The sequence below is a fragment of the Enterobacter sp. JBIWA005 genome (genome assembly GCF_019968805.1).
In the GTDB taxonomy this organism is placed as follows: domain Bacteria; phylum Pseudomonadota; class Gammaproteobacteria; order Enterobacterales; family Enterobacteriaceae; genus Enterobacter; species Enterobacter vonholyi.
Genome location: NZ_CP074159.1, coordinates 4,110,981 through 4,129,363 on the forward strand (window position 1 = coordinate 4,110,981; position 18,383 = coordinate 4,129,363).

Below are 18,383 nucleotides of genomic sequence, written 5' to 3' on the forward strand. Positions count from 1 at the left end.
CAATTTTGTATGTTTCGCGGGCAAAAACATGCCCCCTGGGTTGAGGGGGCATGAGCACTTAGATTTAGATTGACTGGGTAAACGTTCGAGAAATCACGTCCTGCTGCTGTTCCCGCGTCAGCGCATTAAACCGCACCGCATAGCCTGAAACGCGGATGGTCAGATTCGGGTAATTCTCGGGATGCGCAATGGCATCCAGCAGCATCTCCCGGTTCATCACGTTAACGTTCAGGTGCTGCCCGCCCTCGATAGATGCTTCGTGATGGAAGTACCCGTCCAGCAGCCCCACCAGGTTGGTTTTGCGAACCAGCTCGTCCTTGCCCAGCGCCTGCGGCACGATAGAGAAGGTGTAGGAGATCCCGTCTTTGGCATACGTGAACGGCAGCTTGGCGACCGACGTTAACGAGGCCACCGCCCCTTTTCTGTCGCGGCCATGCATCGGGTTTGCGCCTGGCGCAAACGGCGTGCCGCCGCGGCGTCCGTCCGGCGTGTTCCCGGTCTTCTGGCCGTAAACCACGTTGGAGGTGATGGTCAGGATCGACTGGGTCGGCACCGCGTTGCGATAAGTTGGCAGCGCCTGAATTTTCTTCATAAAGCGCTCCACCAGGTCGCAGGCAATGCTGTCCACACGGTCGTCGTTGTTGCCGTACTGCGGATAGTCCCCTTCAATCACGAAATCGACCGCCAGGCCGGTATGGTCGCGCACCGGCTTCACCGTAGCGTATTTAATCGCCGACAGGGAGTCCGCCGCCACCGACAGCCCGGCAATGCCGCAGGCCATGGTGCGATAGACATCCCGGTCGTGCAGCGCCATCAGCGAGGCTTCGTAGCTGTACTTATCATGCATGTAGTGAATGAGATTCAGGGCGCTGATGTACTGCACCGCCAGCCAGTCCATAAAGTGATCGAGACTCGCCATCACGGTGTCGTAATCCAGCACGTCGTCCAGCAGCGGCTCGGTTTTTGGCCCGACCTGGATCTTCAGCTTTTCGTCCACCCCACCGTTGATTGCGTACAGCAGCGTTTTGGCAAGGTTGGCGCGCGCGCCAAAGAACTGCATCTGCTTGCCGATCACCATCGGGCTGACGCAGCAGGCAATGGCATAATCGTCGCTGTTGAAGTCCGCACGCATCAGATCGTCGTTCTCATACTGCAGAGAAGAGGTGACGATCGATACCTGCGCGGCGTATTTCTTGAACGCGATCGGCAGCTGTTCTGACCAGAGGATCGTCAGGTTCGGCTCCGGCGCGGGTCCCATGGTGTGCAGGGTATGCAAATAGCGGAAGCTGTTTTTGGTCACCAGCGTGCGTCCATCCAGCCCCATGCCGCCGATCACTTCCGTCGCCCAGATCGGATCGCCGGAGAAGAGCGTGTCGAACTCCGGCGTGCGCAGGAAGCGCACCATGCGGATCTTCATGATGAAGTGGTCGATCAGCTCCTGCGCCTGCACCTCGCTCAGCCGCCCCGCCTGCATGTCGCGTTCGATGTAGATATCGAGGAACGAGGCCGTGCGCCCCAGCGACATCGCCCCACCGTTCTGGGATTTCACCGCTGCCAGGTAGGCAAAATAGACCCACTGCACCGCTTCCTGAGCGCCCATAGCCGGACGAGAGATATCAAACCCGTAGTTCGCCGCCATCTGCTGGATCTGCAGCAGCGCGCGCTTGTGCTCCGCCAGCTCTTCGCGCAGGCTGATCGTTGCCTCCAGATCTTCGCCGCGCTCCAGCCTGCCCTGCAGATCGGCAAACTGAAGTTCACGTTCGCGTACCAGATAGCTGATGCCGTAGAGCGCCACGCGGCGGTAATCACCGATGATGCGTCCGCGCCCGTAGCCGTCCGGCAAACCGGTCAGCACGCCGGATTTACGACAGCGCATCATCTCCGGGGAGTAGACGTCAAACACGCCCTGGTTATGGGTTTTGCGCAGGTCGGTGAACAGGTATTCGAAGTGCGGATCCATCTCCCGGCCATAGGCTTCGAACGAGCTGCGGATCATGTTGATCCCACCGTACGGGTGCAGCGCACGCTTGAGAGGCTTATCGGTTTGCAGGCCGACGATCGTCTCCAGATCCTGGTCGATGTAGCCAGGCCCATGAGCCGTAATGGTGGTGGCAATGTTAGTGTCGAAATCCACCGGGGCGTGGGTGGCATTCTCCTGGCGAATGCCGACCATTACCTTCTGCCACAGCGCCGTCGTTGCAGGCGTCGCCTGCGCGAGGAAAGCTTCATCGCCTTCATAAGGGGTGTAGTTATGCTGAATAAAATCGCGGACGTTGACGGCGTTTTTCCATTCTTCACCGCGAAACCCGGCCCATGCGTCGCTGTAGGGTGCGACGCCCGTATCGATTGTTACTTTCATGTGATTCTCGCTTTATCAGGCGTAAGCCGCAGCCGGGGTAACCTTCCCAAGACGGAGGGCGTCCAGCGCGATCATTTTTTCTTCGTTGGTAGGGACCACCACGCAGGCCACGCGGGACGATTCGGTCGAGATCACGCGCTCACCCGCGCTGCCCGGCAGGGCATTTTTAGCGTCGTCGAGGATGATGCCGAAGACTTTCAGATGTTCCGCCACCAGCGCGCGGACAAGCTTCGAGTTTTCGCCAATGCCGCCGGTAAAGACCACCCCATCCAGGCGGTGCAGCGACGCCGCGTGCCCGGCGATATGTCGCGCAATGCGGTGAACGAAGGTATGGATAGCCAGCTGCGCCCGCTCATTGCCTTCGTGCCAGGCTTTCTCCAGCGCGCGTAAATCGGAGGAGATGCCGGAGATCCCAAGCAATCCCGACTCTTTATTGACCACGCGCTCCAGATCCTCTAACGACTGGCCGGTCTGCTGGGCAATCCACGCCATCGCGCCGAAGTCCACGTCGCCGCAGCGCGTCCCCATTACCAGCCCTTCCAGCGGCGTCATCCCCATCGAGGTGTCGACGCTTTCACCGTTGCGCACCGCGCAGATGGATGCCCCGTTGCCGAGATGGGCAATCACCAGGCCGCTGTCATCGGGGGACAGCCCGAGAAGCGTATGCGCCTGCGCGGCCACGTAGCGGTGAGAGGTGCCGTGGAAGCCGTAGCGGCGCACGCCCAGCACCTCGAAATAACGATACGGCAATCCGTACAGATACGCCTGAGGCGGCAGCGTCTGGTGGAAGCTGGTATCAAATACCGCTACCTGCTGCACGCCCGGGAACAGATGTTGTGCAGCTTCCACGCCGCTCAGGTTGGCGTAGTTATGCAGCGGCGCCAGCGGTGAGACCTGGCGGATCTGCTCAATCACCTCTTCCGTGATCAGGGTCGACTCGCTAAAGAGATTTCCCCCGTGCGCAATACGGTGGCCAATTAAGGCCACGCTGCTCATCAGGTTACGCTTCTCCAGCTCAAGGGCGATGGCAGCCAGCGCCCCTTCGTAGTCCTGGTGAGCCAGCCTGACCGGCTCACCCCCGTTCACGGAAATAAAGGCCTTCTCGGTGTTGATCCCCTCTGCAATGCCCGTCATCAGGGCATCGCAGCTGTTGGCGTCGAGCACCGAAAACTTAACAGAGGACGATCCGCAGTTAATAACCAGTACAACCGGAAACTCAATCATCATGTGACTCCGCTCTTCCTGAGCAATGGTTTAGAACAGTTTGTAAACGATATTCAGAATGGTCAGCAGGCCGACCGCGGTAACGAAGACGTTCTCGGTACGCCCTTTGTATTTTGCCAGCGCCGGTGCTTTGCGGATGGCATACATCGGCAGCAGGCACAGCAGAGAGGCGATGATTGGTGCCCCCATGGCTTCAATAAGGTCGAGAATGTTCGGGTTGGCGTAGGCCACAACCCAGGTGGAGCCCATGATGAACACCATGCTGATGGTGTTCAGTTTGCCAACAGAGACTTTCTTCTTGTCGCCCTTGTAGCCGAACTTGAGGATCAGGCCATTCAGCCCTTCCAGCGTGCCCAGGTAATGACCGAAGAAAGATTTGAAGATAGCAACCAGCGCGATGATGGAGGCACCGTATTCCAGCACCGTCGCGAACGTCGATTTTGTCCCGGACATTGACGCAAAGTGGTTCGCCAGGTAAGAGAGCACCGGAATGTTCTGCGCCTTGGCGTCCGCCATGTTCTGCGGAGAGAGCGTAAACAGGCAGCTAAAGGCGAAGAACATCACCACGGCCACCATCAGCAGGCTGGCGCGGCCGATGATTTTGGAACATTTCTGCTCGGTGAACTCTTTACCGAACTCCGGCTCGTATTCTTCGCGCTTGGAGACCACGAAAGAGGAGACGATAGGCGAGAAGTTGAAGGAGAAGACCATGATGGAGATACCCAGCCACACGGTGACCAGAATGCCGTCATGGCCGGTGAAGGCGATATCACTCAGGTTGACCTGGTCAATCACCGCCGAGTTCCAGTAAGGGATCAGCGACAGGGAAATCAGCACCAGGCTGGCAATAAACGGGAATACCAGGAAGCTCATGACCTTCACCATCAGGTCTTTACCAAACCAGATAACAAAGGCCATCAGCAGCAGCAGGAACAGCGCCACCACGCCGCGGTTCAGCGCAGGCAGCTGGAGCTGGTTTTCCCAGAAGGTCATAAAGGTGTTGGTAATGGTGACGCCGTAAATCCACAGTAGCGGGCAAATGGCGAAGAAGTAGAGGAACGTAATGACCACCCCACCCGTCTTACCAAAGTGCTCTTCCACAGTTTCGGTGATGTTGCCTGAGACGTTGCTGCCGGAAAGACACAAACGCGCCAGCGCGCGGTGGCAGTAAAACGCAATGGGGAACGCGAGAACCAGCATCAGCAGGATGGGGATTAATCCGCCAAAGCCCGCGCGGATGGGGAAGAACAGCACGCCTGCGCCAATGGCGGTACCAAACAGGCCAAGCGTCCAGGTGGTATCAGACTTACGCCAGGAGGACGTTTTTGTCTGGCCAACGATAATGCTTTCTGTGTTGCTCATAGGTCACCTTTATGCGTCAACGAAGCCGGTAATTTGGGAAACACGGGAGAGATCGATATTGCCGCCGGAAATAATGCAGACGGTTTTACGACCCTGAATATAGTGATCAAGCTTGCCGCTTAATAACGCGGCACAGGCCAGCGCGCCGGCACCTTCCGTCACCACTTTATTTCGCTGAATAAGCGCGATCATGCTGTCGCGAATGTTGTCTTCGCTCACCAGCACAATGTCATCGACCAGTTCACGAACGATCTCAAAGGTTAATTTCCCCGGACGAGAGACATCGCAGCCGTCGGCTAACGTGCCGGTAACGCGATGGTTGGTTATTTCTCCGGCATGCCAGGAGGCAGCCATTCCGTGCACGTTTTCAGACTGTACGCCGATGATATTAATGGTGGGATTGATGGATTTAATTGCCGTTGCAATCCCGGCAATTAGTCCACCGCCGCCGATAGGCACAATGACGTTATCTACGTCATATAAATCTTCAAGAATTTCCAGACCGATGGTGCCCTGCCCGGCGATGACTTTGGCATCGTCGTAAGGGGGAATAAAAATACGCCCTTCCATCTCGACGATTTCGCTGACTTTGGCGATGGTGTCGTTGAAGTTCTCGCCGTGCAGCACGACTTCCGCCGAGTAGTCGCGCGTCGCGGCCACTTTAGACTTCGGCGCCCCCATCGGCATCACCACTTTGCCGTCGATGCCAAGCATAGCGCAGGAGAGAGACACCCCCTGCGCGTGGTTCCCCGCGGAGCAGGCGACAACGCCTTTACGTTTTTCAGCGTCGGTCAGCGAGCTTAATTTGTTAAACGCGCCGCGGATCTTAAACGAGCCGGTACGCTGCATGTTCTCGAACTTCAGGAATATTTCGCCCTTACAGCGTTCGCTGAGATAATTCGAGCGCGGCATACCGGTTTTATATATTTTTCCTGCCAGTCGTTTTCTGGCGTCCTGAATATCTTCAATGGTTACAGGGAGATCGTAGGTAATATGCATAACATCCTCGTTATAATAATTCATTCTTTTTCAGGCAAAGCAAGGGTGTCAGCGCGTTAACACGTTAACGCGCTGGGTGTTTTAAAATAGATACTAATTATTCATCGTCGTCTTTCGATATTCATCGACGAATACTGTTTTGCAAGCTCAACTAATACTGACGCCGATTTTTTAATCCTGTAATTTTTTGACCACACGGCGGCATAACGCGCCACGGGTAATTCATCTTCCACAGGCAGCACAATAAATTGATCGGACCCGAATGGCGCAATCATGTCGCGGGGAATCACCGTCAGATAATCGGCATTCAGGACAAGGTTATAAATGGTGACGACCGAATCGGTCTGGACGATGCTTTCGATGCTGATGTGGTTGTCTTGCAGGGTGGTCAGAAGTTCTTTGTAGTAGCCCATATCGGTTTGCGGCATCACCCACTGCTCATGCGTGAGCGATGCCAGTGTCGTCGGGCCGGTGCACGTTCGCGTTTTACTGGCGACCAGCACAAATTCGGACTCAAACAGCGGTTCGACGTGCAAATCCTGAAGCAACATTTCATCGCTCAGGGTGCCAATAGCGAAATCCAGACGACCGTCACGAATGGCCGGAAGGAAAGATGAGAGCTGGGCTTCATACATCGAGACGCGTGCTTTCGGGAACACTTCCTTGAATTTTTTGATCATCTCAGACAGGAAGGTAAAGCCGATTAGCGACGGGTAACCAAAGGAGACGTCCATAACGGTGCTGAAGCTCAGGCTGTTAATTTCACTCACCATGTTTTTCATTTCGCGGGTGATCGACTCTGAGTACGAGAGCAGAACCTGGCCCGCGGCAGTGAGTTTTACGCCGGTGTTTTTACGCACCATCACTTCCACGCCGAAGTAGGTCTCAATATCGCTGATGATTTTGCTGACGGCAGGTTGCGTCAGGCCCAGCTGTCTTGCTGCAGAACCTATGGAGCCACTTTTAATGACTTCCTGAAATACCACGAGGTGCTGTGTTTTCGGTAGAATAATAGTGTTCATAATATTCTGCGCTTATTTCCCTATGACGGGGTGAATTCTACTCAATAATCTTTAAAGGGGTATGTGCTGTTACTCACAATTTGCTTTCCCGACCCTTTAACTCACACACCAAAAACAAAATAAAATCGTTATATTTCATTAGCATACAACGATATAAATATGCTACTACGCTGATATTGATCAACAAAAATAGCGGTAATAAATTAATTTTATGGCGATAACCCGGATAAATTTTACCGTCCGGAAAAAATCAATAAAGACGATATTTCAGGCAATTAAAGGCCAATAAATAACCGCTATTTGTTTGAAACATTCTTTCAATTTATCAAGTTTTTCTAACGCGAATTTTCAGGCTTGAGGAAAAGAGTGGAATACGTCACATATTCACGGGAGAAATGTATTTGATTTAAATATATGCATATCAAACGAGAAAAGTTTCGCGATCATTAAGATAACAATCATAACAAATTTTCAATACTGAAAATCGTGCATTCTTTAGCGTGAAATTTTGTGATGGCGATCGTCTATAGACGCAGGAGCGATACTGTGGGGATAAAAACAGTGAAATGTGCTTAATGTCGCAAATATGAGAATTGATGTCGTTTGTTCGGTTGCCGGGCGGCGCAGCGCTTACCCGACCAGCAACATTCAGAAAGCAAAAACCCCGCCGAAGCGGGGTTTTTTAAGAAGTGAAACTGACCGATAAGCCGGGTTCTGTCGTGGACAGTCATTCATCTAGGCCAGCAATCGCTCACTGGCTCAAGCAGCCTACCCGGGTTCAGTACGGGCCGTACCATGTGAACCCCTATTTGGCCTTGCTCCGGGTGGAGTTTACCGTGCCACGGACTGTTACCAGCCGCGCGGTGCGCTCTTACCGCACCCTTTCACCCTTACCTGATCCCGCTTGCGCGGGCCATCGGCGGTTTGCTCTCTGTTGCACTGGTCGTGGGTTTCCCCCCCAGGCGTTACCTGGCACCCTGCCCTATGGAGCCCGGACTTTCCTCCCCTCCGCCCGTCTCCCCCGAAAGGGACGACGACGAAGCGGCGACTGTCTGGTCAGCTTCGGCGCGCAGTATAGAGGGTTTGCACGCCGCTGTCACCCTCAGGTATGGGAAAGCCGTGATTAACGCGCCACTTCCACCTTCGCCAGTTTTTCGTAATAGCATGCAATCGCGCTGTGATCTGCCGTGCCCAGGCCATCGGCACGCAGCGCCTGCATCATCTCCATAACTGCTGCGGTCAGCGGCAGCTGTGCGCCCACGCCGTGTGACGTATCCAGCGCGTTCGCCAGATCTTTGATATGCAGGTCAATGCGGAAACCGGGTTTGAAATTGCGATCCATGACCATTGGCGCTTTGGCATCCAGCACGGTGCTGCCCGCCAGACCACCGCGAATAGCCTGGTAGACCAGGTCCGGATTGACGCCTGCTTTGGTTGCCAGCGTCAGCGCTTCAGACATGGCGGCAATGTTGAGTGCCACAATCACCTGGTTTGCCAGCTTGGTCACGTTACCCGCCCCAATCTCTCCGGTGTGCACCACGGAGCCCGCCATCGCTTTCATCAGGTCGTAGTATCTATCGAAAACGGCTTTATCACCGCCGACCATCACCGACAGCGTGCCGTCGATCGCTTTCGGCTCTCCGCCGCTGACCGGCGCATCCAGCATATCGACGCCCTTTGCCTTTAGCGCCTCGCTGATTTCACGGCTTGCAAGCGGTGCGATAGAGCTCATATCGATCAGCACCAGGCCAGGCTTCGCGCCCTCGATAATGCCGTTTTCACCCAGCGCAACCTCTTTGACATGCGGGGAGTTAGGCAGCATGGTGATGATGACATCGCACTGCTCGGCAATGGCTTTCGCGGTGGTGGCGGCTTCTGCGCCAGCCGCTATCACCTCAGCCACGGCCTGTGGATTATGATCGGAGACCACCAGCGAGTAACCTGTTTTGATGAGGTTCTTACTCATTGGTTTACCCATGATCCCCAGGCCAATAAAACCCACTTTCAGCGTCATAATCTGTTTCCTCAATGATGGTTATTTTTTAAAAGCGTCCGCTAATTTCTGCGTGGCCGAGCGGAATACGCCGAGGTCGCTGCCGACGGCAACAAACGTGGCTCCCCACTCCAGATAGCGACGGGCGTCAGCCTCAACCGGTGCCAGAATGCCGCACGGTTTGCAGTGTGCTTTAGCACGGGCAAAAATGTGCTGGATCGCGCGCTGCACGTCAGGGTGGCTGGCATTACCCAGATGGCCAAAGGCGGCAGCCAGATCGCTTGGGCCAACGAAGATACCGTCCACGCCGTTGGTGGCTGCAATCGCATCGACGTTATCAACGCCCTGCTGGCTCTCAATCTGAACCAGAATGGTGATGTTGCTGTTGGACTGCGCGAAGTAGTCCGGCACGGTGCCAAACATATTGGCGCGATGCGAAACGGAAACGCCGCGAATCCCTTCTGGCGGATAGCGCGTAGAGGCTACGGCCAGTGCCGCTTGTTCTTCTGTCTCCACAAACGGGATCAGGAAGTTATAGAAGCCGATATCCAGCAGGCGCTTGATAATCACCGGCTCGTTGGTGGGGACACGCACTACCGGGGCGCTGTGGCTGCCTTTAAGCGCCATCAGCTGCGGAATAAAGGTGCTGATATCGTTCGGCGCATGTTCGCCGTCCAGCACCAGCCAGTCGAAACCGGCCAGGCCCAGCACTTCGGTGCTGATAGGATTTGCCAGCGCGGACCAGCAGCCAATCTGAATCTGGTGCGTCGCAAGAGCCGCTTTAAATTTATTCGGGAAGATATCGTTATTCATCGTATTTACCTTTTTAATTCCGCAGCCTTTTTCAGTATCATTTTATTTATTCAGACACCGCGCCAGCATGATATTTATTATTCTGCCGTATTCTGGCGTGATAAAAACGTCATTCAGTATAAGGCGCAATCCGCGACCGCACATTGTTTTAATGCTCAGGTATTACGGTATATTTTGATAAAAATTTTTGCATATGCACAAAGCACTGGGCGCTAATGCACAGAATCAAGGATTACGGGTTCTGAAGCGATCGGGATCACATTTTGCTATTCATTCTACTGACATGCTTTATTTCTGAAAGCCGCGTATTTATTTCTACCATTAGAAAAATGGCTGAATTTATTATCAGACACTTTGCTGGAGAATAGTGAACAATGGCCGACATTGAAATTCGACAGGCATCGCCGACGGCGTTTTATATCAAAGTACACGACACCGATAACGTGGCGATTATTGTCAACGACAATGGCTTAAAAGCGGGCACCCGCTTCCCGGACGGGCTGGAACTGATTGAGCATATTCCACAGGGACATAAAGTCGCCCTGGTGGATATCCCTGCTAACAGCGAAATCGTACGTTACGGTGAAGTCATCGGCTATGCCGTTCGTTCGATACCTCAGGGAAGCTGGGTGGAGGAGTCGCTGGTGGCGCTGCCAGAAGCGCCGCCGCTGAATACGCTTCCGCTGGCAACCCGCGTGCCGGAACCGCTTCCTCCGCTGGAAGGCTATACCTTTGAAGGCTACCGCAACGCGGACGGCAGCGTCGGCACTAAAAATCTGCTCGGCATTACCACCAGCGTACACTGCGTGGCGGGCGTAGTGGACTACGTGGTGAAAATCATCGAACGCGATCTGCTGCCGAAATACCCGAACGTCGACGGCGTGGTGGGCCTGAACCACCTCTACGGCTGCGGCGTGGCGATTAACGCCCCTGCTGCCGTGGTGCCTATCCGGACTATCCACAATATCGCCCTGAACCCGAACTTTGGCGGCGAGGTGATGGTCATCGGTCTGGGGTGTGAAAAATTGCAGCCAGAACGGTTGCTTCAGGGCACCGAGGATGTCAAAGCCATCCCGGCAGACGAGGCCAGCATCGTGCGCCTGCAGGACGAACGTCACGTTGGTTTCCGCTCAATGGTCGACGATATTTTGCAAGTTGCAGAACGCCATCTGGACAAGCTCAACCGCCGCCAGCGCGAAACGTGTCCGGCGTCGGAGCTGGTGGTCGGAACCCAGTGCGGCGGCAGCGATGCCTTCTCCGGCGTGACGGCCAACCCGGCGGTGGGCTATGCGTCCGATCTGCTTGTTCGCTGCGGCGCCACGGTGATGTTCTCCGAGGTGACCGAAGTGCGTGACGCCATCCATCTGCTGACGCCGCGCGCCGTTAATGAAGAGGTCGGCAAGCGTCTGCTTGAGGAAATGGCCTGGTACGATAGCTATCTCGATATGGGCAAAACCGACCGCAGCGCCAACCCGTCTCCAGGCAACAAGAAAGGCGGCCTGGCAAACGTGGTGGAAAAAGCCCTTGGTTCGATTGCCAAATCCGGGCAGAGCGCGATTGTGGAAGTGCTCTCTCCGGGCCAGCGCCCGACGAAACGCGGCCTGATTTACGCGGCAACGCCGGCCAGCGATTTCGTTTGCGGCACGCAGCAGGTCGCGTCCGGCATTACGGTGCAGGTCTTTACCACCGGGCGCGGCACGCCGTACGGCCTGATGGCGGTACCGGTGATCAAGATGGCGACCCGCACCGAGCTGGCAAAGCGCTGGTATGACTTAATGGACATCAACGCGGGTACTATCGCGACCGGAGAAGAGAGTATTGAGGACGTGGGCTGGAAGCTGTTCCACTTCATTCTGGATGTCGCCAGCGGGCGGAAGAAAACCTTCTCCGATCAATGGGGATTACATAACCAGCTGGCGGTGTTCAACCCGGCACCGGTGACGTGATTTTCCGTCCCACATCTATCCCGCATTGAGGTAACCCGCCGGACACGCCGCAAACCTTCCAGTTTGAGGCGATATCTGCTAGCTAAAAGACACATAACGATCCGTAGGCCGGGTAAGGCGTAGCCGCCACCCGGCAAAAACCGGCAGGGGATGCCTTACTCCCCCTGCTGCTCCAGCGCATACTTATACAGCGCATTTTTCTTCACGCCGTGAATTTCTGCCGCCAGCGCAGCGGCTTTCTTCAGCGGCAGTTCCGCCTGCAGCAGCGTCAGCGTGCGCAGCGCGTCGGCAGGAAGCGCGTCTTCTTCCGCCTTGTGCCCTTCGACAATCAGCACCATTTCACCCTTGCGGCGGTTTTCGTCTTCCTTCACCCACGCCAGCAGTTCGCCCACCGGTGCGCCGTGGATGGTTTCCCAGGTTTTAGTCAGCTCGCGCGCCAGCACCACGTAACGGCCTTCTCCCCAGACGGTCACCATATCTTCCAGGCTCTCCAGCAGGCGATGCGTGGATTCGTAGAAAATCAGGGTGCGCGGTTCCGCTTCCAGGTCTTTTAAGACGTCGCGGCGGCCTTTGGATTTGGCAGGCAGGAAGCCTTCATAGCAGAAACGGTCAGACGGCAGACCTGCAGCGCTTAATGCAGCAATCGCGGCGCACGGCCCGGGCAGCGGCACAACGCGAATACCGGCTTCGCGACAGGTACGCACCAGGTGATAGCCGGGATCGTTGATCAGCGGCGTACCGGCGTCGGAGACCAGAGCAATGTTCTGCCCCTCTTTCAGCTTCGCCACCAGCGTTTCGGCTTTTTGTTGCTCATTGTGATCGTGCAGAGCAAACAAACGGGCGTTAATCGCGAAATGTTGCAGCAGCAGGCCGGTGTGGCGGGTATCTTCAGCAGCAATTAAATCAACAGCTTGCAGTACGGTGAGCGCACGTTGGGTAATATCAGACAAATTCCCGATAGGAGTAGGTACAATATAAAGCTGGCCTTGAGAATTATCTGCCGTTTCGTGTTGTTTCATTGTCTCGTCCGTATTGCCGATTTAATATTGAGCATTGCGTAAAAAAAATCACTGGATACAGTATGGTACCGTTAACGTTTCTTCGAAAAAAAGCCACGCGCAGCGTGCCGCTTCTGCTGGCAGCCCTGATCTTTGCAGGCTGTGGCACCCAGGCACCTGACCAGAGCACCGCCCATCTTCAGGGTTCTGCTCAGGCTGATTCTGGATTTTATCTGCAGCAAATGTCGCAGAGTTCAAATGATACCAAGACCAACTGGCAATTACTCGCCATTCGTGCACTGCTGAAAGAGGGTAAAACCCAGCAGGCTGCCGAACTGTTTAACCAGTTGCCGAAAGATCTTAACGACGCCCAGCGTCGCGAGCAGAGCCTGCTCTCTGCCGAGCTGAAGGTCGCGCTGAAAGATTACGCCGCCGCGAAGAAGATCCTCGGGGACATTGACGTGAGCGCGCTGGATAAAAACCAGCAGGCTCGCTTCTGGCAGGCGGGCATTACCGCTGAGCAGGGGCGCCCTTCCCTGACGCTGCTCCGCGCCCTCATCGCGCAAGAGCCGCTGCTCGGCGGTGCCGAAAAGCAGAAAAATATTGATGCCACCTGGCAAGCGCTGGCTTCGATGACGCAGGAACAGGCGCAGGCTCTGGTCATCAACGCCGATGAAAACGTTCTTCAGGGCTGGCTGGATCTGCAGCAGATGTGGTTTAACAACCGCAGCGATCCAAAGATGCTGAAAGCCGGTATTACGGACTGGCAGACACGCTACCCGCAAAACCCGGGTGCGAAAATGCTGCCAACCCAGTTGGTGAACGTACAGAACTTTAAGCCAGCGTCCACCAGCAAAATCGCCCTGCTTCTGCCGCTCAACGGCCAGGCGGCGGTGTTTGGCCGTACCATTCAGCAGGGCTTTGAAGCAGCGAAAAACGGTACTACGTCGGTAACCGGCAGCGCAGTTCCCGCTCAGGCGGCCCAGGCGGCTAACGTGAGTGATGTTGTCAGCCCATCCGCCGCCGAGACCAGCGACCTGACCACGGCGCAAGCTCCGGCGCAGGGCACGATGCAAAACCCGGTGACGGCCCCGACGACGCCTCAGGCTACAGCTGCACCGGCTACAACAACACCAGCTACGGCAGCACCTGCGCCCCAGGCTCCGGCCGAGACCCAAGCGGCACCAGCACCTGACGCAACGGCAGAACAGCCTCAGCAGCAGACTGCACAACCCGCGGCCCAGCCTGCCGATCAGCCGCAGGCCGTAGCAACCACCAGCGCCAACCCGGGCGCTGAGGTGAAAATTTACGACACCAGCTCGCAGCCGCTTGACCAGGTTCTGGCTCAGGTTCAACAGGACGGGGCGAGCATCGTTGTCGGTCCGCTGCTGAAAAACAACGTGGAAGAGCTGATGAAGAGCAATACCACGCTGAACGTGCTGGCGCTCAACCAGCCTGAGCAGGTTCAGAACCGGGCCAATATCTGCTACTTCGCGCTTTCCCCTGAAGATGAAGCCCGCGATGCGGCGCGTCATATTCACGAGCAAGGTAAGCAGGCTCCGCTGCTGCTCATCCCACGCAGCGCGCTGGGCGATCGCGTGGCGAATGCCTTTGCCGATGAGTGGCAGAAGTTGGGCGGCGGCGTCGTGCTGCAGCAGAAATTCGGCTCCGTCTCTGAACTACGTGCGGGCGTAAACGGTGGAGCGGGTATCGCGCTTAACGGCAGTCCTGTCACCGCGAGCCTGCCGCAGCAGCAGGGCGTGACGATTGGCGGCCTGACGATCCCGGCCCCGCCTACCGACGCACAGATTAGCGGTGGCGGTAAAGTGGATGCGGCCTATATCGTTGCCACGCCGCAGGAGATCGCCTTTATCAAACCGATGATCGCGATGCGTAACGGCAGCCAGAGCGGCGCAACGCTCTACGCCAGCTCACGCAGCGCGCAGGGCACCGCCGGCCCGGATTTCCGTCTGGAAATGGACGGTCTGCAGTACAGCGAAATCCCGATGCTGGCTGGCAGCAATCCGGCGCTGATGCAGCAGGCGCTGAGTGCCGTACGTAACGATTATTCTCTGGCGCGTCTGTATGCGATGGGTGTCGATGCATGGGCGCTGGCGAACCACTTTACCCAGATGCGCCAGGTGCCGGGCTTTGAGCTTAACGGCAATACCGGCGATCTGACCGCCACCCAGGACTGCGTGATCAACAGGAAGTTATCATGGCTCAAATACCAGCAGGGGCAGATCGTCCCGGCCAGTTAAGCCGAAAAGAGACCGGCGATGCGTGGGAATTAAAGGCGCGTCGCTGGCTTGAAGGCAAAGGACTGCGTTTTATCGCCGCCAACGTCCGCGGGCGCGGCGGCGAAATCGACCTGATCATGAAAGACGGTCAGGTCACCGTGTTTGTAGAAGTCCGCTTTCGACAGTCCTCTCGTTTTGGCGGTGCTGCCGCCAGCGTGACGCTCGCCAAACAACATAAATTATTACAGACTGCCCACTTGTGGCTTGCCCGCCATAATGGGAGTTTTGATACTGTGGATTGCCGGTTCGATGTGATAGCCTTCACCGGAAATGAGATCGAATGGCTTAAAAACGCTTTTGGCGAAGACGCATAATTAAGATTTAAAAGGGATAACGTGCTCGAAAGAATTAAAGTGTGCTTCACAGAAAGCATCCAGACTCAGATTGCCGCGGCGGAAGCCCTTCCGGATGCTATCTCGCGTGCCGCAATGACGCTGGTGCAATCCCTGCTTAACGGCAACAAAATCCTCTGTTGTGGCAACGGCACGTCAGCCGCCAACGCACAGCATTTTGCTGCCAGCATGATCAATCGCTTTGAAACAGAACGCCCGAGTTTACCCGCCATTGCACTTAATACCGATAATGTGGTCTTAACGGCGATTGCTAACGATCGTCTGCATGACGAAATTTACGCAAAGCAGGTGCGAGCCCTGGGTCACGCCGGAGATGTGCTGCTGGCCATCTCCACGCGCGGCAATAGCCGGGATATTGTCAAAGCCGTTGAAGCTGCCGTCACCCGCGACATGACAATCGTGGCCTTAACCGGCTATGACGGGGGTGAGCTGGCGGGTCTGCTTGGGCCGCAGGATGTGGAAATCCGCATTCCTTCTCACCGGAGCGCACGTATTCAGGAGATGCATATGCTCACGGTGAACTGCTTATGTGACTTGATCGATAACACGCTTTTCCCTCACCAGGATGATTAAGGAGTTCTTATGAAGGCTTTATCGACCCTCGCAGTCCTTATGTCTGCATTACTGCTTCAGGGATGTATCGCTGCGGCCGTTGTGGGTACCGCCGCGGTAGGCACCAAAGCGGCAACCGATCCGCGCACCGTCGGAACGCAGGTGGATGACGGTACGCTGGAGCTGCGCGTCAACAGTGCGCTGTCGAAAGACGAACAAATCAAGAAAGAAGCGCGTATCAACGTGACGGCTTATCAGGGCAAAGTGCTGCTGGCAGGTCAGGCACCGAATCTGGAGCTCGCCTCTCGTGCGAAACAGATTGCGATGGGCGTAGAAGGGACCACTGAGGTGTTTAACGAAGTGCGTCAGGGCAAGCCAATTGGCCTGGGTGATGCCTCTTCCGATACCTGGATCACCACCAAAGTACGCTCCCAGCTGCTGGGCTCGGACCAGGTGAAATCCTCCAACGTGAAGGTGACGACAGAAAACGGTGAAGTGTTCCTGCTAGGTCTGGTGACCGAACGTGAAGGGAAAGCGGCGGCCGATATCGCCAGCCGGGTGAGCGGCGTGAAGCACGTCACTACTGCGTTTACTTACATCAAGTAAGCTACAACCGACTGTAAGCCCGGTGAGCGCTCGCGCCACCGGGCTTTTTTTCACATCAACGCAATACTCCCCACTATCACCCCGCTCAACGTCACCAGCCCTGCGGTCAGCCACAGCGCTTTCGCCGGGAATGACTTACGCAGCATAATCAGCGACGGCAGGCTGATGGCAGGCAGCGTGATGAGCAATGCCAGCGCCGGCGCGGTGCCCATACCGGCCAGCATCATGGTCTGAACAATGGGAATTTCTGCGGCTGTAGGGATCACAAACAGGCAGCCTGCAACGGCCATCGCAATGACCCACAACAGCGTGTTATCGATAGCGCCATCCGCATGCGGGAAGAGCCAGACGCGCGCCGCCCCGAGAACCAGTACCGCCAGGATATAGACCGGGATGGTGCTCCAGAAAAGCTGCCATAGCGCCTTGCCCCAGCGTGCGAAGAAACCGCCCTGCGGCTCGCTAACGTCCAGCTCAACAGACGCGGACTCTGGCGCCTTATCCTTCACCAGATTCTGCACCAGCGTCGCCACCACCAGCACGGTCAGCAGTCCGGCCACCAGACGAATGAACGCAAAATACCAGCCCAGTACAAAGCCCATAAACACCAGCGTTGCCGGGTTGAGCAGCGGGTTGCCCATCCAGAACGCCAGCGCGCCGCCCATCGACACACGCTGGCGACGCATCCCGGCAGCCACAGGCGCGGCGCAACAGGAGCACATCATCCCCGGCAGGGAGAAGATCGTTCCCAGCAGCGTACCCTGAAAGCGCGGCTGTCCAAGGGTTTTCACCAGCCAGTTGCGCGGGATCAGCACCTGAATCAGTGAGCCCAGGATCACGCCTAAGACGGCGGCCTTCCAGACGGCAAGAAAGTAGACCATGGCATAGTCCCACGCCGCCTGAAGCGGGCTGGCATCAGCCTGAGCGAGAATAGATTTACCGATGCTGTGCGTTTCGGCGGCGGTGAAGGCTTTACCGTAGTACGGCTGCCATTTCACGTACCAGAGGCCAACAATGACCACGAGAAAAAAGAGTGCGGGCTTCCACCATTGAACAGGTGTAGCCGCCTGAGATGAAGACTGACCAGTCATAGCATTCCCCGGAGAGTATGAGTTATTAGCCGGGAGGAGTTTACGCCTCGCCCTGCGCGATTTCACGCAGTTTTGCCGAAGGGATAATGTTTACGCCCGCTTTCGACGGGGCCAGTCCCTCTTTTAACAGCGCACGCGCGACGTCCCGCGCCTCGATGGCTTTCCAGTTGCCGGGAAGGATGCGAAACAGCGGGGCCATGATCGACTCGTTAAAGCGGCGCTCGTCCCGGTGGCCGATCAGCATCGAGGGGCGCACAATCGTCAGCTGCTCCCATTTCTGCGCAATCAGCGCGTCCTCCATCTTACCCTTCACCTTGTTGTAGAAGAAAGGCGATCCGGCACTGGCGCCCAGCGCGCTGACCACCAGAAAATGTCTGGCCCCCAGCTTTTTCGCCGTGAGCGCGGTGTCTACCACCAGCGTGTAGTCGGCGTGGATAAATGCCTCTTTGCTCCCCGCCTCCCGCCGCGTGGTGCCCAGACAGCAAAAGGCGATATCAATCGGGTCCTGCACCTGCGCCAGCGCATCCGTCAGCTGAGGATCGTGCGGGTTAAAGACGCCGGAAATGTCCGCCAGCGGTCGACGCGTCGGGGCGGCGATGTAGTTCACGCGGCGATCCTGAATCAGCAGCCGCAGCAGGTGATCGCCCACTAACCCGGTAGCACCCGTAATAAATACCTGACTCATCTTATCCCCTTTACAGAATTGTCCGTTTGCGAACTCAGCGTCGTCGACCACACTTAGAAGTCTGTTACAGGTAAGTATTTACC

At 56.3% G+C, this 18,383-nt stretch carries 15 protein-coding genes and 1 other RNA gene; 5 read left to right on the top strand and 11 right to left on the bottom strand.

The window, feature by feature from the left end:
• Window positions 1-64: 64 nt before the first annotated feature.
• From pflB to garL, 8 genes are all read right to left on the bottom strand, one after another.
• Window positions 65-2,359 (bottom strand): formate C-acetyltransferase, encoded by a 2,295-nt coding sequence (gene pflB, locus KGP22_RS19525; protein WP_223580559.1) that lies wholly within the window; start codon window positions 2,357-2,359, stop codon window positions 65-67.
• A gap of 15 nt (window positions 2,360-2,374) precedes the next feature.
• Window positions 2,375-3,583: a propionate kinase gene (tdcD, locus tag KGP22_RS19530; RefSeq protein ID WP_223582483.1), complete on the bottom strand. Its 1,209-nt coding sequence runs from the start codon at window positions 3,581-3,583 to the stop codon at window positions 2,375-2,377.
• A gap of 30 nt (window positions 3,584-3,613) precedes the next feature.
• Window positions 3,614-4,945 (bottom strand): threonine/serine transporter TdcC, encoded by a 1,332-nt coding sequence (tdcC, locus tag KGP22_RS19535; RefSeq protein ID WP_127732383.1) that lies wholly within the window; start codon window positions 4,943-4,945, stop codon window positions 3,614-3,616.
• A 9-nt stretch (window positions 4,946-4,954) separates the two neighbouring features.
• Entirely contained in the window at window positions 4,955-5,944 is a 990-nt protein-coding gene (gene tdcB / locus KGP22_RS19540; RefSeq protein ID WP_133295183.1) for a bifunctional threonine ammonia-lyase/L-serine ammonia-lyase TdcB, read from the bottom strand.
• Window positions 5,945-6,045: 101 nt separating this feature from the next.
• Entirely contained in the window at window positions 6,046-6,966 is a 921-nt protein-coding gene (gene tdcA / locus KGP22_RS19545; RefSeq protein ID WP_111964943.1) for a transcriptional regulator TdcA, read from the bottom strand.
• A 687-nt stretch (window positions 6,967-7,653) separates the two neighbouring features.
• Window positions 7,654-8,030: RNase P RNA component class A (gene rnpB, locus KGP22_RS19550), an RNA gene on the bottom strand.
• Window positions 8,031-8,089: 59 nt separating this feature from the next.
• On the bottom strand, window positions 8,090-8,980 hold the full coding sequence (garR, locus tag KGP22_RS19555) for a 2-hydroxy-3-oxopropionate reductase (protein WP_223580561.1): 891 nt from the start codon (window positions 8,978-8,980) through the stop codon (window positions 8,090-8,092).
• Window positions 8,981-9,001: 21 nt separating this feature from the next.
• On the bottom strand, window positions 9,002-9,772 hold the full coding sequence (garL, locus tag KGP22_RS19560; protein WP_223580563.1) for a 2-dehydro-3-deoxyglucarate aldolase: 771 nt from the start codon (window positions 9,770-9,772) through the stop codon (window positions 9,002-9,004).
• 374 nt (window positions 9,773-10,146) lie between these two features.
• Here garL and garD point away from each other — a divergent pair, with 374 nt between their 5' ends.
• The gene (garD, locus tag KGP22_RS19565; protein ID WP_223580565.1) at window positions 10,147-11,718 is read left to right on the top strand and encodes a galactarate dehydratase; all 1,572 of its coding nucleotides are present in this window, start codon (window positions 10,147-10,149) and stop codon (window positions 11,716-11,718) included.
• Between the two features lie 155 nt (window positions 11,719-11,873).
• Here garD and rsmI read toward each other — a convergent pair whose 3' ends face one another.
• The gene (rsmI, locus tag KGP22_RS19570; protein ID WP_111964947.1) at window positions 11,874-12,737 is read right to left on the bottom strand and encodes a 16S rRNA (cytidine(1402)-2'-O)-methyltransferase; all 864 of its coding nucleotides are present in this window, start codon (window positions 12,735-12,737) and stop codon (window positions 11,874-11,876) included.
• 62 nt (window positions 12,738-12,799) lie between these two features.
• On the opposite strand from rsmI, the gene KGP22_RS19575 reads away from it, so the two are divergent.
• From KGP22_RS19575 to dolP, 4 genes are read left to right on the top strand one after another with little or no spacing between them, the layout of a single operon-like run.
• Complete coding sequence (locus tag KGP22_RS19575; protein ID WP_111964948.1) at window positions 12,800-14,977, top strand: penicillin-binding protein activator; 2,178 nt, start codon at window positions 12,800-12,802, stop codon at window positions 14,975-14,977.
• Window positions 14,935-15,330: a YraN family protein gene (locus KGP22_RS19580; protein WP_111964949.1), complete on the top strand. Its 396-nt coding sequence runs from the start codon at window positions 14,935-14,937 to the stop codon at window positions 15,328-15,330. The genes KGP22_RS19575 and KGP22_RS19580 overlap by 43 nt, the downstream gene beginning before the upstream one ends.
• A 21-nt stretch (window positions 15,331-15,351) precedes the next feature.
• On the top strand, window positions 15,352-15,942 hold the full coding sequence (gene diaA / locus KGP22_RS19585) for a DnaA initiator-associating protein DiaA (protein ID WP_003861754.1): 591 nt from the start codon (window positions 15,352-15,354) through the stop codon (window positions 15,940-15,942).
• 9 nt (window positions 15,943-15,951) lie between these two features.
• On the top strand, window positions 15,952-16,527 hold the full coding sequence (gene dolP, locus KGP22_RS19590; RefSeq protein ID WP_111964950.1) for a division/outer membrane stress-associated lipid-binding lipoprotein: 576 nt from the start codon (window positions 15,952-15,954) through the stop codon (window positions 16,525-16,527).
• A gap of 50 nt (window positions 16,528-16,577) precedes the next feature.
• Here dolP and KGP22_RS19595 read toward each other — a convergent pair whose 3' ends face one another.
• Entirely contained in the window at window positions 16,578-17,615 is a 1,038-nt protein-coding gene (locus KGP22_RS19595; protein ID WP_223580567.1) for a permease, read from the bottom strand.
• A gap of 40 nt (window positions 17,616-17,655) precedes the next feature.
• Window positions 17,656-18,300 (bottom strand): NAD(P)H-binding protein, encoded by a 645-nt coding sequence (locus KGP22_RS19600; protein WP_223580569.1) that lies wholly within the window; start codon window positions 18,298-18,300, stop codon window positions 17,656-17,658.
• Window positions 18,301-18,383: the final 83 nt, after the last annotated feature.

What these genes read in the sequence shown, in the direction of transcription:
- pflB (WP_223580559.1), bottom strand. Translation starts at nt 2,359, where the DNA reads ATGAAAGTAACAATCGATACGGGCGTCGCACCCTACAGCGACGCATGG.
- tdcD (WP_223582483.1), bottom strand. Translation starts at nt 3,583, where the DNA reads ATGATTGAGTTTCCGGTTGTACTGGTTATTAACTGCGGATCGTCCTCT.
- tdcC (WP_127732383.1), bottom strand. Translation starts at nt 4,945, where the DNA reads ATGAGCAACACAGAAAGCATTATCGTTGGCCAGACAAAAACGTCCTCC.
- tdcB (WP_133295183.1), bottom strand. Translation starts at nt 5,944, where the DNA reads ATGCATATTACCTACGATCTCCCTGTAACCATTGAAGATATTCAGGAC.
- tdcA (WP_111964943.1), bottom strand. Translation starts at nt 6,966, where the DNA reads ATGAACACTATTATTCTACCGAAAACACAGCACCTCGTGGTATTTCAG.
- garR (WP_223580561.1), bottom strand. Translation starts at nt 8,980, where the DNA reads ATGACGCTGAAAGTGGGTTTTATTGGCCTGGGGATCATGGGTAAACCA.
- garL (WP_223580563.1), bottom strand. Translation starts at nt 9,772, where the DNA reads ATGAATAACGATATCTTCCCGAATAAATTTAAAGCGGCTCTTGCGACG.
- garD (WP_223580565.1), top strand. Translation starts at nt 10,147, where the DNA reads ATGGCCGACATTGAAATTCGACAGGCATCGCCGACGGCGTTTTATATC.
- rsmI (WP_111964947.1), bottom strand. Translation starts at nt 12,737, where the DNA reads ATGAAACAACACGAAACGGCAGATAATTCTCAAGGCCAGCTTTATATT.
- KGP22_RS19575 (WP_111964948.1), top strand. Translation starts at nt 12,800, where the DNA reads ATGGTACCGTTAACGTTTCTTCGAAAAAAAGCCACGCGCAGCGTGCCG.
- KGP22_RS19580 (WP_111964949.1), top strand. Translation starts at nt 14,935, where the DNA reads ATGGCTCAAATACCAGCAGGGGCAGATCGTCCCGGCCAGTTAAGCCGA.
- dolP (WP_111964950.1), top strand. Translation starts at nt 15,952, where the DNA reads ATGAAGGCTTTATCGACCCTCGCAGTCCTTATGTCTGCATTACTGCTT.
- KGP22_RS19595 (WP_223580567.1), bottom strand. Translation starts at nt 17,615, where the DNA reads ATGACTGGTCAGTCTTCATCTCAGGCGGCTACACCTGTTCAATGGTGG.
- KGP22_RS19600 (WP_223580569.1), bottom strand. Translation starts at nt 18,300, where the DNA reads ATGAGTCAGGTATTTATTACGGGTGCTACCGGGTTAGTGGGCGATCAC.